General features: G+C 70.4%; 14 protein-coding genes. 5 read left to right on the top strand and 9 right to left on the bottom strand.

All coding sequences use genetic code 11. The features are described 5' to 3' along the window. Nucleotides 1-4 precede the first annotated feature (4 nt). A complete protein-coding gene (locus tag ACFU97_RS27005) occupies nucleotides 5-2146 on the top strand; it encodes a discoidin domain-containing protein (protein ID WP_384261289.1) in 2142 nt (713 codons plus the stop codon). On the opposite strand, the gene ACFU97_RS27010 is transcribed toward ACFU97_RS27005, so the two are convergent. Genes ACFU97_RS27010 through ACFU97_RS27025 form a run of 4 tightly spaced genes read right to left on the bottom strand, consistent with a single transcriptional unit; the run spans nucleotide 2115 to nucleotide 5477 of the window. Continuing rightward, the gene (locus tag ACFU97_RS27010; RefSeq protein ID WP_384261292.1) at nucleotides 2115-2936 is read right to left on the bottom strand and encodes an ABC transporter ATP-binding protein; all 822 of its coding nucleotides are present in this window, start codon (nucleotides 2934-2936) and stop codon (nucleotides 2115-2117) included. The genes ACFU97_RS27005 and ACFU97_RS27010 overlap by 32 nt on opposite strands. A 20-nt stretch (nucleotides 2937-2956) precedes the next feature. Further along, the gene (locus ACFU97_RS27015; protein ID WP_384261338.1) at nucleotides 2957-3715 is read right to left on the bottom strand and encodes an ABC transporter permease; all 759 of its coding nucleotides are present in this window, start codon (nucleotides 3713-3715) and stop codon (nucleotides 2957-2959) included. Between the two features lie 20 nt (nucleotides 3716-3735). Then, a complete protein-coding gene (locus ACFU97_RS27020) occupies nucleotides 3736-4509 on the bottom strand; it encodes an ABC transporter permease (RefSeq protein ID WP_384261295.1) in 774 nt (257 codons plus the stop codon). Further along, entirely contained in the window at nucleotides 4506-5477 is a 972-nt protein-coding gene (locus ACFU97_RS27025) for an ABC transporter substrate-binding protein (RefSeq protein ID WP_384261298.1), read from the bottom strand. Before ACFU97_RS27025 ends, ACFU97_RS27020 begins: the two co-directional genes overlap by 4 nt. A gap of 159 nt (nucleotides 5478-5636) precedes the next feature. Between ACFU97_RS27025 and ACFU97_RS27030 the strand changes: the two genes are divergently transcribed. Continuing rightward, entirely contained in the window at nucleotides 5637-6488 is an 852-nt protein-coding gene (locus ACFU97_RS27030; RefSeq protein ID WP_384261301.1) for an IclR family transcriptional regulator C-terminal domain-containing protein, read from the top strand. Here the strand turns inward: ACFU97_RS27030 and ACFU97_RS27035 are convergent. Genes ACFU97_RS27035 through ACFU97_RS27045 form a run of 3 tightly spaced genes read right to left on the bottom strand, consistent with a single transcriptional unit; the run spans nucleotide 6403 to nucleotide 8581 of the window. Further along, nucleotides 6403-7338, bottom strand: a complete 936-nt coding sequence (locus tag ACFU97_RS27035) for a PDR/VanB family oxidoreductase (protein ID WP_384261304.1) — start codon at nucleotides 7336-7338, stop codon at nucleotides 6403-6405. The two genes, ACFU97_RS27030 and ACFU97_RS27035, sit on opposite strands and share 86 nt — an antisense overlap. Further along, on the bottom strand, nucleotides 7335-7511 hold the full coding sequence (locus ACFU97_RS27040; RefSeq protein WP_384261306.1) for a hypothetical protein: 177 nt from the start codon (nucleotides 7509-7511) through the stop codon (nucleotides 7335-7337). The genes ACFU97_RS27035 and ACFU97_RS27040 overlap by 4 nt, the downstream gene beginning before the upstream one ends. Next, nucleotides 7508-8581: a Rieske 2Fe-2S domain-containing protein gene (locus tag ACFU97_RS27045; protein ID WP_384261308.1), complete on the bottom strand. Its 1074-nt coding sequence runs from the start codon at nucleotides 8579-8581 to the stop codon at nucleotides 7508-7510. Before ACFU97_RS27045 ends, ACFU97_RS27040 begins: the two co-directional genes overlap by 4 nt. A gap of 371 nt (nucleotides 8582-8952) precedes the next feature. Between ACFU97_RS27045 and ACFU97_RS27050 the strand changes: the two genes are divergently transcribed. Next, the gene (locus tag ACFU97_RS27050; protein ID WP_384261311.1) at nucleotides 8953-11007 is read left to right on the top strand and encodes a phosphocholine-specific phospholipase C; all 2055 of its coding nucleotides are present in this window, start codon (nucleotides 8953-8955) and stop codon (nucleotides 11005-11007) included. 89 nt (nucleotides 11008-11096) lie between these two features. Continuing rightward, nucleotides 11097-11969: a phospholipid scramblase-related protein gene (locus tag ACFU97_RS27055; protein WP_384261314.1), complete on the top strand. Its 873-nt coding sequence runs from the start codon at nucleotides 11097-11099 to the stop codon at nucleotides 11967-11969. Nucleotides 11970-11983: 14 nt separating this feature from the next. On the opposite strand, the gene ACFU97_RS27060 is transcribed toward ACFU97_RS27055, so the two are convergent. Both ACFU97_RS27060 and ACFU97_RS27065 read right to left on the bottom strand, forming a co-directional pair. Continuing rightward, nucleotides 11984-12976 carry a hypothetical protein gene (locus tag ACFU97_RS27060; RefSeq protein ID WP_384261317.1) on the bottom strand — a complete coding sequence of 331 codons (993 nt, stop codon included), beginning with the start codon at nucleotides 12974-12976 and terminating at the stop codon, nucleotides 11984-11986. Next, on the bottom strand, nucleotides 12973-13782 hold the full coding sequence (locus ACFU97_RS27065) for a phosphatase PAP2 family protein (RefSeq protein ID WP_384261319.1): 810 nt from the start codon (nucleotides 13780-13782) through the stop codon (nucleotides 12973-12975). The genes ACFU97_RS27060 and ACFU97_RS27065 overlap by 4 nt, the downstream gene beginning before the upstream one ends. Before the next feature lie 299 nt (nucleotides 13783-14081). Between ACFU97_RS27065 and ACFU97_RS27070 the strand changes: the two genes are divergently transcribed. Then, nucleotides 14082-14696: a TetR/AcrR family transcriptional regulator gene (locus ACFU97_RS27070; protein WP_384261322.1), complete on the top strand. Its 615-nt coding sequence runs from the start codon at nucleotides 14082-14084 to the stop codon at nucleotides 14694-14696. The last annotated feature ends 66 nt before the right edge of the window (nucleotides 14697-14762 follow it).

Below are 14762 nucleotides of genomic sequence, written 5' to 3' on the forward strand. Positions count from 1 at the left end.
AGGCATGCCAGCAGCGATGGTGGTCGCCCTCTCCGCCGGACTGCTCACCGCCGTCGCACCAGCCGCCCACGCGGCCGCCGGCGCGAGCCTGCCCTTCTCCTCCGTGGAGGCCGAGTCCGCCACCACCACCGGCACCAGGATCGGCCCCGACTACACGCAGGGCACCGTCGCCTCCGAGGCGTCCGGACGACAGGCCGTCCGGCTCAACTCCGGCCAGCGCGTGGAGTTCACCGTGCCGCGCGCGAGCAACGCGGTGAACGTCTCCTACAACGTCCCGGACGGTCAGACCGGCTCGCTGAACGTGTACGTCAACGGCACCAAGCTCGCCAAGACGCTTCCGGTGACCTCCAAGTACTCCTACATCGACACCGGGTGGATCGCCGGGGCGAAGACGCACCACTTCTTCGACAACGCCCGGATGCTGCTCGGGCAGAGCGTCCAGCCGGGCGACAAGGTCGCCTTCGAGTCGACCGGCACCCAGGTCACCGTCGACGTCGCCGACTTCGAGCAGGTCGACGGAGCCGCCACGCAGCCCGCCGGGTCGGTGTCGGTCATCTCCAAGGGCGCCGACCCCAGCGGCAACGGCGACTCCACGCAGGCCTTCCGGGACGCCGTCGCCGCGGCCCAGGGTGGCGTGGTGTGGATCCCGCCGGGCGACTACAGGCTGACGTCCTCGCTCGGCGGCGTGCAGAACGTCACGCTCCAGGGCGCGGGCAGCTGGTACTCGACGGTGCACACCTCCCGCTTCATCGACCAGTCCAGCTCCTCCGGGAGCGTGCACATCAAGGACTTCGCGGTACTCGGCGAGGTCACCGAGCGCGTCGACTCCAACCCGGACAACTTCGTCAACGGCTCGCTCGGGCCGAACAGTTCGGTCTCCGGCATGTGGATCCAGCACATGAAGGTCGGCCTGTGGCTGATGGGCAACAACGACAACCTGGTCGTCGAGAACAACCGCATCCTCGACACCACCGCCGACGGCCTCAACCTCAACGGCAACGCGCACGGGGTCCGCGTCCGCAACAACTTCCTGCGCAACCAGGGCGACGACTCGCTCGCCATGTGGTCCCTCAACGGGGCGGACAGCAACAGCAGCTTCGAGAACAACACCATCTCGCAGCCGAACCTCGCCAACGGCATCGCGATCTACGGCGGCACCGACATCGCCGTCAGGAACAACCTGGTCTCCGACACCAACGCCCTCGGCAGCGGCATCGCCATCTCCAACCAGAAGTTCCTCGACCCCTTCTCCCCGCTGTCCGGCACGATCACGGTCGCCGGCAACACCCTCGTGCGCACCGGCGCGATCAACCCCAACTGGAACCACCCGATGGGCGCGCTGCGCGTCGACTCCTACGACAGCGCGATCAACGCGACGGTGAACATCACCGACACGACGATCACCGACAGCCCCTACAGCGCCTTCGAGTTCGTCTCCGGCGGCGGCCACGGCTACCCGGTCAGCGGCGTCAACATCAGCGGGGCGACGGTGAGGAACACCGGCACGGTCGTCGTCCAGGCGGAGACGCAGGGCTCGGCGAAGTTCAGCAACGTCCAGGCCAGCGGGGTCGGCGCGGCCGGCATCTACAACTGCCCCTATCCCGCGGGCTCCGGCCCGTTCGCCGTCAACGACGGCGGCGGCAACTCCGGCTGGAGCAGCACCTGGAGCGACTGCTCGACCTGGCCGCAGCCCGGTCAGGGCAACACGGACCCTGACCCGGGCCGCAACCTCGCCAAGGGCCGCCCGGCCACCGCGACGGGCTCGCAGGACGTCTACACACCGGGCAAGGCGGTCGACGGCGACGTCAACAGCTACTGGGAGTCGGCGAACAACGCCTTCCCGCAGTCCCTGACGGTCGACCTCGGCTCCACCCAGGCCGTGCGCCGCCTGGTCCTGAAGCTGCCGCCGTCGTCCGCCTGGGGCGCACGCACCCAGACCGTCACCGTGCTCGGCAGCACCGACGGGTCCGCCTACTCCACGGTCGCCGGCTCCACCGGCTACCGCTTCGACCCGGCCACCGGCAACACGGCCACGGTCGCCCTCCCGGCAACCACGAACCTGCGCTACCTGAGACTGACGGTGACCGCCAACACGGGCTGGCCGGCGGGCCAGTTCAGCGAGGTGGAGGCGTATCTGACTTCGTGAGCGGCATAGGGCCGGGGCCGCGCTTCGCCGACTGGATCTGTTCGTAGACGTGGGTGCGCAGTTCGGCGAAGCGTGGGGCCACGCGGGTGTGCAACTGGTCGCGGTCGGAGGGGAGATCGACCTTCAGCTGCTCCCGCACCACGGTGGGGGAGGCGGACAGGACGATCACGCGCTCGCCCAGGTACACCGCCTCGTCGATGTCGTGGGTGACGAACAGGATCGTGATGCCGCGCTCGCGCCACAGGCCCCGTACGAGATCCTCCAGGTCCGCCCGGGTCTGCGCGTCGACCGCCGCGAACGGCTCGTCCATCAGCAGGACGTCGGGTTCGTAGGCGAGCGCGCGGGCGATGGCCACACGCTGCTGCATGCCGCCGGACAACTGCCAGGGATAGGCCCCGGCGGCGTCCGCGAGGCCGACCGAGTCCAGCGCGTCCCTGACCAGCTCCCTGCGCCGGTGCTTGGTCAAGTGCTTCTGCTTCAGCGGGAGTTCGACGTTCTCGGCGACCCGCATCCAGGGGAAGAGGCTGCGCCCGTACTCCTGGAAGACGAAGGCCATCCCGGGCGGCGGCCCGGTCACCGGCCTGCCCGCGAGCAGCACCTGGCCGGCCGTCGGTGTGAGCAGTCCACCCAGGCACTTCAGCAGCGTGGTCTTGCCGCACCCGGAGGGGCCGACGACGCAGACGAGTTCACCGGTCTCCACCGAGAAGGTCAGGTCGCGCACCGCCTCCACGCTGCGGCCCGAGCCCTCGTAGGCCTTGCGCAGACCGGATACGTCGAGCAGCGCGTCCATGGACCGCCCTTTCGCGATGTTCACGAGGACCGCCGGGTGGCGGCCCGCAGGCCGTGGTACCAGGCGAGCACCCGCCGTTCGACCAGCTGGAAGACGACGGAGAGCAGGAAGCCGAGCAGGCCGAGGACGAGGATGCCGGTCCACATGCCGGGGATGGCGAAGCTGCGCTGGAACTGCACGACGGTGAAGCCGATGCCGTTGCTGGCCGCGAACATCTCGCTGATGACCATCAGGATGATGCCGATGGACAGCGACTGCCGCAGCCCCGCGAAGATCTGCGGGCCGGCCGAGGGCAGCACCAGCGTGCGCAGCCGCGCGGCGCCGGTGATGCCGTAGGAGCGGGCGGTCTCCAGCATCACGGAGTCGACGGCGCGCACGCCCTCCACCGTGTTGAGCAGGATCGGCCAGACGCAGCCGCTGGCGATGACCAGGACCTTCATCGAGTTGCCGATGCCCGCGAACAGCATGATGACCGGGACCAGTACGGGCGGCGGGATGGCCCGCAGGAACTCCAGGACCGGCTCGCAGAACGCGCGCACCCGCCGGTAGGAGCCGATGACCGTGCCGAGCGCGATGCCGGCGACGGCCGCGATCGCGTAGCCCGCGAGCAGCCTGAGCAGACTCGGCAGCACGTCGGAGCGCAGCCGCTCGCCGGTCCAGACGTCCGGGAAGGTCTTCAGGATCGTCCGCAAGGGCGGCCAGTAGGGGTTCACGCTGCCGCTGGACGCGGCCCACCACACGGCGATCAGCACCGCGGGCAGCGCCACGGCCGGCAGCATCTTCAGCAGCACGCGCCCGATCACACCGCCACCTCCCCGCGCACCGACTGGTGCCAGGCCAGCGCCCGCCGCTCGACCGTGCGCGCGCCGACGTTGATGAGCAGTCCCAGCAGCCCGGTGACGACGATCAGCGCGTACATCTCCGGCACCGCCTGCGAGCTCTGCGCGACAGCGATCTGCTGGCCCAACCCCGGCGCCCCGATGACGAGTTCGGCGGTGATGGCGAGGATCAGCGCGACCGCCGCGGCCAGCCGCACCCCCGTCATGACGTACGGCAGCGCGGTCGGCCACAGCACATGGCGGACCCGCGCCCAGGTGCCGAGCCCGTACGACCGCGCCGTCTCGTCGGCGACCGGGTCGACGTCCTGGACGCCGTAGAGCGTCTGGATGAGCACCTGCCAGAACGACGCGTAGACCACCAGCAGGAGCACGGACCGCAGTTGGGTGCCGTAGAGCAGCACCGCCAGCGGGATCAGGGCGACCGAGGGGATCGGGCGCAGGAACTCCACCGTCGAGGCCGTCGCCTCGCGCAGATACGGCACGACGGAGAGCACGACGCCCGCGACGACCCCCGCGCCGACGGCGATCGCGAGGCCGATCGCCCAGCCGGTGAGGGTGTCGCCGAGCGCCGACCAGAACGCTCCGTCGGCGAGTTCGTCGCGAAGTGCGGAGGCGATGCGGCTGGTCGGCGGGAAGTAGCTCTCGTTGACGAGGCCGGCCCGCGGCACCACCTCGCCCAGCGCGAGGAAGGCGGCGAGCCCGGCCGCACCGAGTGCGGTGTTCAGTCCCTTCACGGCATCAGCTTGTCGACGTCCGGCGACGTCTTGAACAGGCCGTCCTGCTCGCCGAGTTTCGCCAGGGTCTCGATCGAGGCCTTGTTCGGCTCCTCGGGCCAGCGGGGCAGCGTCATCTTGGACAGCAGCGCCGCGGGAATCTTGGTGTACGTGCCGACGATCTTGCGGACCTCGTCCGGGTTCTTGTCGGAGTAGGCCAGGGCCTCCTTGGTCGCCTCCTGGAACCTCTTCATCACGTCGGGGTTCTTCTGGGCGTACTGCTGCGAGGTGAAGAACATCGCGACGGTCAGGTTGTCGGCGGCGTCGACGAAGGGGGACGCGACGTTCTTCGCGCCCTCGCTCCTGGCCTGGGTGAAGGCGGGCTCGACGATGAACGCGCCGTCGACCTGGCCCTTGTCGAGCGCGGCCGGCATCTGGTCGAAGGGCAGCTCGACGAACTTGATCTTCGAGGGGTCGCCGCCCGCCTTGCGGACCGATTCGCGCACCGTCGTGTCGCCGATGTTGTTGAGGTTGTTGACGGCGACCTTCTTGCCGGCCAGCTCCTTGGCCGAGGTGATCTTGCTGCTCTTGGGGACGACCAGGCCGCAGAAGTCGGCGTTCTGCTTGCCGGTGGAGTTCACGCCCTCGGCCACGGCCTTGACCGGCACGTTGTTGGACTGGGCGATCAGCAGCGAGGTGACGTTGGAGAAGCCGAACTGGTACTGGCCGCTGACCACTCCGGGCACGATGGCCGCGCCGCCCTGCGCCAGGCTGATGGTGAGCTTCAGCCCGTGCTTGGCGTAGAAGCCCTTGGCCTGGCCGACGTAGAGCGGCGCCGTGTCGACGATCGGGATCGTGCTGACCTTGATGGTCGTGGTGCCGTCGGACGAGGTGCTGCCGCCCGAAGAGCCGGAGCCCCCGGACGAGCCGCAGGCCGTCACGGCGAGCAGGAACGTGCCGGTCGTCAGACCGGCGATCAGACGGCGCATGACTCCTCCTGTGCAGAGAACGGGTGCAGCGATGTTCCGACAGGTCGTGCGCAGGGCGCACAGTAGTGCGCAGCCCTGCCAGCGGGAAGGTAGAAGCCGCAACGGGTCCGGTCAATGGGTTCGCCGACAACATTGTTGACACTTTTTGGGGGTGGGCCCATGCCCGGGGGAGCCCGCGCACCGCATTTCGGGAAGTCCTTCGAACGCGGCCTCGCCGTCATCCGCTCCTTCGACGCCGAGCATCCCGCGCGCACCCTGAGCGAGGTCGCCGACGCCTGTGGCCTGACCCGGGCCGCCGCCCGCCGGCTGCTGCTGACCCTGGCCGACCTCGGCTACGTCCACCAGGACGGCCGGCTCTTCCGGCTCACCCCACGCGTGCTGGAGCTCGGCTACTCCTACCTCTCCAGCGTCACGCTGCCGCAGATCGCCGAGCCGCACCTCGAGCAACTCGTCGAGCAGGTACGGGAGTCGTCGTCGCTGTGCCTGCTCGACGGCGACGACATCGTCTACGTGGCGCGGGTCCCCACCCGCCGCATCATGTCGGCGGCGATCACCGTGGGCACCCGGTTCCCGGCCCATGTGACCTCGGTGGGCCGGATGATCATCGCCCATCTGCCGGACGAGCAGATCGACGCCCGGCTCGCCCGCATCGAGCTGCTTCCCCTGACGGAACACAGCGTGATGTCAACTGCCGCCTTGCGGGCGGAACTTCACCGGGTACGGCGGCAGGGGTACGCCCTCGTCGACCAGGAGCTGGAGGAGGGACTCCGGTCGGTGGCCGCCCCGGTGCGAGACCGGGGCGGCGAGGTGGTCGCGGCCGTCAACATCGCCGTCCCGGCCGGCCGCAACTCCGTCGAGTCGATCCGCCGGGACCTGCTGCCGCACCTGCTCGCGGCGGTTGCCCGGATCGACGCCGACCTCGAGGTCACAGGTCCAGCACGAGCCGCTTCCCACGGCAGCGGGACACGCAGATCATCATCGTCTCCCCGCTCTCCCGTTCCGCGTCGGTGAGCACCGAGTCGCGGTGGTCCGGGGCGCCTTCGAGCACCTCGGTCTCACAGGTGCCGCAGGTGCCCTCGGTGCAGGAGAACAGCACCTCGACCCCGGCGGCCCGCACCGCGTCCAGCACGGAGACGTCCGCCGCGACGGTGACGCTGCGCCCGCTCTGCGCCAGCTCGACCTCGAACTCGGCGTTCTCGCCGCCTGGTTGTTCCTTCGGCGCGAACCGCTCGACGCGCAGCCGCCCGGCCGGGCAGCGCGCCTCGACCGCGTCCAGCAGCGGCCCCGGACCGCAGCAGTACACCAGGGTGTCCTCGGGCAGGCCGGCCAGCACCCGGTCCAGGTCCAGCAACCCGGACTCGTCCTGCGGGCAGACGGTCACCCGGTCTCCGTAACACGCCAACTCCTCGGTGAAAGCCATGGAGTTGCGGGTGCGGCCGCCGTACAGCAGCGTCCACTCCGCGCCCGCCGCCTCGGCCGCGGCCAGCATCGGCAGGATCGGGGTGATGCCGATGCCGCCGGCCACGAAGCGATAGCGGGGTGCTGGCTCCAGCCGGAAGTGGTTGCGCGGACCGCGCACCCGCACCTTGTCGCCCGCGCCCAACTGCTCGTGCACATGCGCCGATCCGCCTCGGCCGTCCGGCTCCCGCAGCACCGCGATCCGCCACGCCGAGCGGTCCGCGGGGTCCCCGCACAGCGAGTACTGCCGTTCCAGCTCCGGCCCGAGCACGACGTCGACGTGGGCGCCCGGCTCCCAGGGCGGCAGATCCTCGCCGAGCGGATGGCGCAGGGTGAGGGCGAGCACCCCGTCGGCCGCGGACTCCCGTCGCTCGACGACGAGTTCGGCTTCGTACACGGTCATGACGCGCTGCTCTCCTGCGGCCGGTGTCCTTCGGGATGGCCGAGCATCCACTCCCACATCTCGACCGGGTCCTGGGCGGTGTGCTCGGCGCCGCAGTGACAGGTGCCGTGCAGGACGTCGGTGCCCGGCAGCCAGTCGATGCGGTAGATCTCGCCGGTGGGGCCGTTGCTCACTGGACCTTCTCCACGGGCTTCTCGCCCTCCTCGACCAGCCGGGCGAGGATACGGCGCGCGGCCAGGCCGCCGGTGTCGATGTTGATGCTCAGCTCCTGGTAGCCGGTCCGCTCCGAACCGAGCGTCCGCTGCAGCAGGTTGAGCGCGTCGACGTCCTGCATGACCACGGTGTGGTTGTTGCCCCGCAGGAACTCGGTGACCTCCGCGTCCTCGATCGCCCAGTCGCGCGAGACCATCCAGAAGTCGTACACGTGGCCGTCGCCCGACGGCGTGATGGCGTACGTGATCTCGGTGTGGAAGCCGTTCGGGTCGCTGCCGTCGGCCTCCGGCACGACGCCGGCCGGGGCGATCCTGCTGTGCAGCAGATACAGGCACGGCGCGTGGTACTCGATGTCCTGCCAGCGGGTGATCCGGCCCTGGATGCCGGTCGAACTGGCGTAGAACGGCGGGCACTCGGCGTCGTCCATGTGCCGGCTGACCCGCACGATGCCGGCGCCCTCGTCGACCTCGGTCGTGATCGGCGTCTCGGCCACCTCGGGGGTGCCGATGTAGCCGCCGTGCAGATACGTCTCGTGCGAGAGGTCGAGGAGGTTGTCGACCAGCAGCCCGTAGTCGGCGTCGATGGGCTCCATGCCGCGCACGGTGACCCAGCCGGGGGCGTCGAGGTGGCGGGCGCGCGGAATGGTCTGCGCGTCGGCGAGCGCCGGGTCGCCGATCCACACCCACACCAGCGAGTCCTGCTCGACGACGGGATAGGAGGCCACCCGCGCGGTGCGCGGTATCCGCTTCTGCCCCGGCACGTACACGCACGTACCGGTCGTGTCGTACGTGAACCCGTGGTACCCGCACACGATCCTGTCACCGTCGAGCCGGCTCGGCTTCTCGTGCAGCGGGAAGCGCCGGTGCACACAGCGGTCGGCGAGCGCGACGGGCGTCCCGTCCTCCTCCGTCCGGTAGAACACGAGCGGCTCACCGAGGATCGTCCGGCCGAGCAGCTCCTCGCGCCCGACCTCGTGGCTGTAGGCGGCGACGTACCACTGGTTCCTGGCGAAGGCGGTCATGTGAGGCATGGCGATCCCGTCCCTGAGAGCGGGGCGTCCTCGCCCCGCGTGCCGTGGTTGAACTCAGATTCGTGACGGGGGACGCAGGGGGGCAAGGGGGCTTCCGTCTGACGGAAGCCTTCTCCACGGGCCGCTGCGGCCGGGGGCCCACGCGACGGAGAAGGCGCCGAGAACGAAAAGAATGCGCCACCCCCAGCCGCCCCTCCCCAGGAGGCGAACCCGGTGCAGCTCTCTCCCGTCGCCCCGCACCGCTCGTACCGACGACTTTCACATTGGCGCCATCCGGCCCTTCCCTGACGTTTGTTGCTCTTGGAACACTCGCTGCGCGCGCATTCCGTCATGTTCCGGCCGTCCGCACCAGGATGAGAGGCACCCACACCATGCCCGAAGTCAATCGGCGCCGATTCCTGCAACTCGCGGGCGCTACCACCGCGTTCACCGCGCTCTCCAGCAGCATCGAGCGTGCTGCCGCGCTGCCCGCGAACCGTCGCACGGGGTCCCTCGAGGACGTCGAGCACATCGTCGTGCTGATGCAGGAGAACCGTTCCTTCGACCACTACTTCGGCTCGCTCAAGGGGGTTCGCGGGTTCGGTGATCCGCGCCCGGTGACCTGGCCGAACGGCACGTCGGTGTGGCACCAGAAGGACGCGGGCGGCAAGGAGATCCTGCCGTTCCATCCCGACGCCGACGACCTGGGCCTGGCGTTCATCCAGGACCTGCCGCACGGCTGGAACGACGGACATGCCGCCTTCAACGGGGGCAAGTACGACAAGTGGGTGCCCTCCAAGGGCTCCACGACGATGGCGTACCTGACCCGTGAGGACATCCCGTTCCACTACGCGCTCGCCGACTCCTTCACCATCTGCGACGCATACCACTGCTCGTTCATCGGCTCGACCGACCCCAACCGCTACTACATGTGGACCGGTTACACGGGCAACGACGGCCAGGGCGGCGGTCCGGTGCTCGGCAACGACGAGGCGGGCTACGGCTGGACGACCTACCCCGAGCGCCTGGAGAAGGCGGGCGTCTCCTGGAAGATCTACCAGGACGTCGGCGACGGCCTGGACGCGGCCGGCGGCTGGGGCTGGATCTCCGACGCCTACCGCGGCAACTACGGCGACAACTCGCTGCTCTACTTCAACCAGTACCGCAACGCCAAGCCCGGCGACCCGCTCTACGACAAGGCCCGCACCGGCACCGACGCGACCAAGGGCGAGGGCTTCTTCGACCAGCTGAAGGCCGACGTCAAGGGCGGCAAGCTGCCGAAGATCTCCTGGGTCGTCGCCCCCGAGGCCTTCACCGAGCACCCCAACTGGCCCGCGAACTACGGCGCCTGGTACGTCTCCCAGGTCCTCGACGCGCTCACCGCAGACCCGAAGGTGTGGGCGAAGACGGCGCTGTTCATCACCTACGACGAGAACGACGGCTTCTTCGACCACCAGGTCCCGCCGTACCCGCCGCAGTCGGCCGCGCAGGGCAAGTCCACGGTCGACCCCGCCCTCGACCTGTTCAAGGGCAGCGGCAGCAACCCGGCCGGCCCCTACGGCCTCGGCCAGCGGGTGCCGATGCTCGTCGTCTCGCCCTGGAGCAAGGGCGGTTACGTCTGCTCCGAGACGCTCGACCACACCTCGATCATCCGGTTCATGGAGGCCCGCTTCGGTGTCCATGAGCCCAACATCTCGCCCTGGCGGCGCGCCGTCTGCGGCGATCTGACCGCCGCGTTCGACTTCTCCCGTACGGACACCAAGCCGGTCGCCCTGCCGGACACGGACGGCTACCGGCCGCCGGACAAGAACCGGCACCCCGACTACGTGCCGACCCCGCCGGCCCAGGGCGTCCTGCCCAAGCAGGAGCGCGGCCAGCGCCCGACGCGTCCCCTCAAGTACGCCCCGTACGTGGACGGTTCGGCCGACACGGCGGGCGGGAAGTTCACGCTCACCTTCGCCTCGGGGGCGAAGGCGGGCGCCGCCTTCCTGGTCACCTCCGGCAACCGCACCGACGGTCCGTGGACCTACACCACCGAGGCCGGCAAGACGGTCGCGGACACCTGGAACTCGGCGTACTCGAACGGCTCGTACGACCTCGCCGTGCACGGTCCCAACGGCTTCCTGCGCGTCTTCAAGGGCCCGAACAAGACCGCCGGACCCGAGGCCACCGCCCGTCACACGGGTGAGAACGTCGAGTTGACGTTCACCAACAAGGGCTCCGGCACGGTCCGTCTGAAGCTCGCGGGCGGCTACGGCGTCCGGCCGCAGGCGTTCTCGGTGCGGCCCGGCGCGACCGTCAGGCACACCGTGGACCTCGCGGCGAGCAGGCGCTGGTACGACCTCACCGTCACCTCCGAGGCCGACCCGGACTTCCTGCGGCGATTCGCCGGACATGTGGAGAACGGGAGTTGTGGCGTCAGCGACCCGGCGATCATCACGGCGTGACCGATGAGGTGACGTGCCGGGTAAAAGCTGATGAATACCGGGACGGGAGGGGTGGCGAGGTGCCGGTGGGGCCGGGGTAGTGTGCCCCGGTGACCACGCATTCGAACACACCTGCAGGCTGGTACCCGGATCCGCACGGAGCGCCCCAGACTCTCCGCTACTGGGACGGCGCTCAGTGGACCCAGCACACGCATGCCGACCAGCAGCCGGTCCCGGCCGGTCAGCCGCAGTCGCCCATGCAGCAGTCGCACATGCCGCAGATGCAGGTGCCGCAGATGCCGCAGCAGGCCGCGGGTCCCGACCCGCGGGTGCAGCGCCAGGTGCAGCAGCAGGCCGGGGTCGCCGCGGGCGGCCCCGGTGGCGGCGGCCTGTTCACCGAGCCGGTCCTGGTGGTGAACCAGAAGGCCAAGCTGATCGAGCTGACCAACGAGTACACGGTCATGGATCAGAACGGCCACCAGATCGGCTCGGTCACCGAGGTCGGGCAGAGCACGCTGAAGAAGGTGGCGCGCTTCGTCTCCAGCCTCGACCAGTTCATGACGCACCGGCTGGAGATCCGGGACGCCTACGGCCAGCCGCAGTTGGTGCTGACCCGGCCCGCGAAGTTCTTCAAGTCGCGGGTGGAGGTGAGCCGTCCGGACGGCTCGCCGGTCGGCGAGATCGTCCAGCAGAACATGATCGGGAAGATCAACTTCGCGATGAACGCGAACGGCCACCAGGTCGGCGCGGTCAAGGCGGAGAACTGGCGGGCCTGGAACTTCGCCATCGTGGACCACGCGGACAACGAGGTCGCCCGGATCACCAAGACCTGGGAGGGCCTTGCCAAGACGATGTTCACGACCGCGGACAACTACGTCCTGCAGATCCACTACCAGTTGCCCGAGCCGCTGCTGAGCCTCGTCGTCGCGACGGCGCTCACCGTGGACACGGCGCTCAAGCAGGATTCACGCGGCCTGGGCTAGCCGGCCGCCGACGGTCACAGCGGGGTGAGGTGGCCCGGGTCCGACGTCGGCCGGGGCACCAGCACCGGTTCCGGCGTCGCCGTCTCCGGCTTGAGGGCCAGGACCGCGGCCACCGGGTGTTCCTCGTCGGCCAGGACCGCGGCCACCGGGTGTTCCTCGTCGGACAGGGCCGGTGCCGCCGGGGCCGGAGCGGGGGTCAGCCGGGTCAGCAGGACGACGCCGCTGGAGGCGACGGCCGCACCCGCGAGGGCGAGGAGCACGCCCGCCGCGCCACCGCGCAGGCCCTGGCCGAGCAGGGTGAGGCCGATCACCGAGGCCGCCACCGGGTTGGACAGCGTCAGCACCGCCAGCGGAGCGCCGAGTCCGCCCTTGTACGCCGTCTGCGACAGCAGAAGTCCGCCCGCGGCGAAGGCCGCGACCAGCACCGCCACCAGGACGACCTGAAGGCTGAGCGCCGGGCCGGAGCGGTCGGTCGCCGCCACGGTCACCGTCTGCGTGAGCGCCGAGGCCACGCCCGAGGCGAACCCGGACGCGGTGGCGTGCCGCAGTCCCGGCCGGGCTCCCGGCCACGACAGCATGCCGATCAGCGCGGCCGTGGTGCCCGCGACCGCCAGCGCCTCGGTCAGGGTCAGCACCTGCTCCGGCGCCGAACCGGACGCGGCGACCAGCAGCGCGGCCAGCCCGGCCAGCGTCAGCGCGGTGCCGCGCCACTCGGCCGTGCTCACCTTCCGCCCGGCCGCCCGCGCCCCCATCGGCACCGCGGCGACCAGCGTGAGCGCGCCGAGCGGCTGCACGACGGTCAGCGAACCGTACTTGAGGGCGACGACGTGCAGCAGGGCCGCGGAGGCGTTGAGCCCGACCGACGCCCACCAGGCACCCGCGCCCAGCAGCCGCAGCACGCCGGATTCCGAGCTGCGCGCGGCAAGGCGCTCCTGGGCCACGGCCGCGGCCGCGTAGGCGACGGCGGAAACCAGGGAGAGGGCGACGGCGACGAGGACGGCGGTCATCGGCCCGCTCCGACCAGGACCTTTTCGTCGCGCTTCCCGGCGGCCGGCGCGAGCCGCCCGCTGCCGCGCCCGGCGGTGCTGACCGTGCGGTGCGGCCGGTGGACCAGGGCGAGCGCGACGCCGAGCATGGCGGTCGCGACGAGGGCGTCGACCCAGTAGTGGTTCGCCGTGCCCACGATCACCAGCAGCGTGACCAGCGGGTGCAGCAGCCACAGCCAGCGCCACCGCGAGCGCGTCGCCACGATCAGGCCGACGGCGACCATCAGGGCCCAGCCGAAGTGCAGCGAGGGCATGGCCGCGAACTGGTTGGAGAGGTGGTCCGAGGAGGGCGGGCCGTACACCGAGGGGCCGTAGACGTGCGCGGTGTCGACCAGGCCGGTGCCGGCCAGCATCCGCGGCGGGGCCAGCGGATAGACGAAGGGCAGCACCAGGGCCGCCGAGGTGACGGTGGCCAGCACGCGGCGGGCCCAGACGTAGTGCGCCGGGCGCCGCAGGTAGAGCCAGATCAGGAAGGCCGCGGTGGCCGGGAAGTGGACGGTCGCGTAGTAGGTGTTCGCGATCTGCGCGACGCCGTCGCCGTGCAGCAGGAACGACTGCACCGAGCCCTCGCCGGGCAGGTGCAGCGCGCGTTCGAGGTCCCACACGCGGTGGCCGTTGTGGAGGGCCTCGCCGGTGTGGCCGGTGGCCAGCTGCCGCCCGAACTTGTAGACGAGGAAGAGTCCCGCGACGAGCAGGAGCTCTCGGACGAGAGGCGGCCGCGGTATGGCGGCCGCCTCCAGGTCTGGAGGCTCAGTGCGTCCGTTCATCCCCCGGCTCCCTTGCTTCACGGTCGTGCGTCGTGCGTCGTGCGTCGTGCCTGTGCCAGCCGTACGTCTGCCTGCTGCTCGTGCTGCTGCTCGTGCCTGCCTGCTGCTGCGTGCGCCTGCTGTACGTGGTGAGACCCCGGCCGGGGCCGGAACTCATCGGTACGCACGCGTGCCGAAACGAATGCGTTCCGATACGGGAGTGTACCGATACGTCGGCGTTCCGGTACAGTGGCGTATCGATAGGTACGACACACTGGAAGCCGGGAATAATCCCGGTTCGGGAGTGAGGGGAAGAGCACATGACGTCGCAGGCCGCGGACGGACCGGAATCGGTCGCCTCCTCGCGCCGCTCCAAGATCACGCCCGCGCGTGAGAAGGAGTTCTTCGACGCGGTGCTCGAGCAGATCCGTGAGTGCGGCTACGACGCCGTGACCATGGAGGGCGTCGCCGCGAGCACGCGCTGCAGCAAGTCCACGCTCTACCGGCAGTGGAAGACGAAGCCCCAGTTCGTGGCGGCGGCGCTGCGGTCCGCCCGGCAGATGCGCTTCGGCGGCATCGACACCGGGTCGCTGGCCGAGGATCTGCGCCAGGCCGCGCGGGTCGCCGCGCTGTGGGGGCGCAAGGACACCAAGCTCCACCAGGCGCTCGGTCATGCCATCACCCAGGACCCGGACCTTCAGCAGGCGCTGCGCGAGGCGCTGGTGGAGCCGGAGATCCGGGCGATGCGGGAGATCCTTCAGCGGGGCGTGGACCGCGGCGAGGTCGCCGCCGACCATCCGGCCCTGCCGTACGTGCCGGCGCAGATGTTCGGCGTCATGCGGGCCCGGCCCGTCCTGGAGGGGGAGTACGCCGACCCCGACTATCTGGTCCGCTTCGTGGAGGCCGCCGTGCTGCCGGCACTCGGCCTCACCTGAGACCCAGGTCGCCGTCCACGGGATGACTGGACGGGGACCTGATCGCGCCGCACCGTGGGGACGGGG

Source organism: Streptomyces sp. NPDC057616, from assembly GCF_042800575.1.
GTDB lineage: Bacteria > Actinomycetota > Actinomycetes > Streptomycetales > Streptomycetaceae > Streptomyces.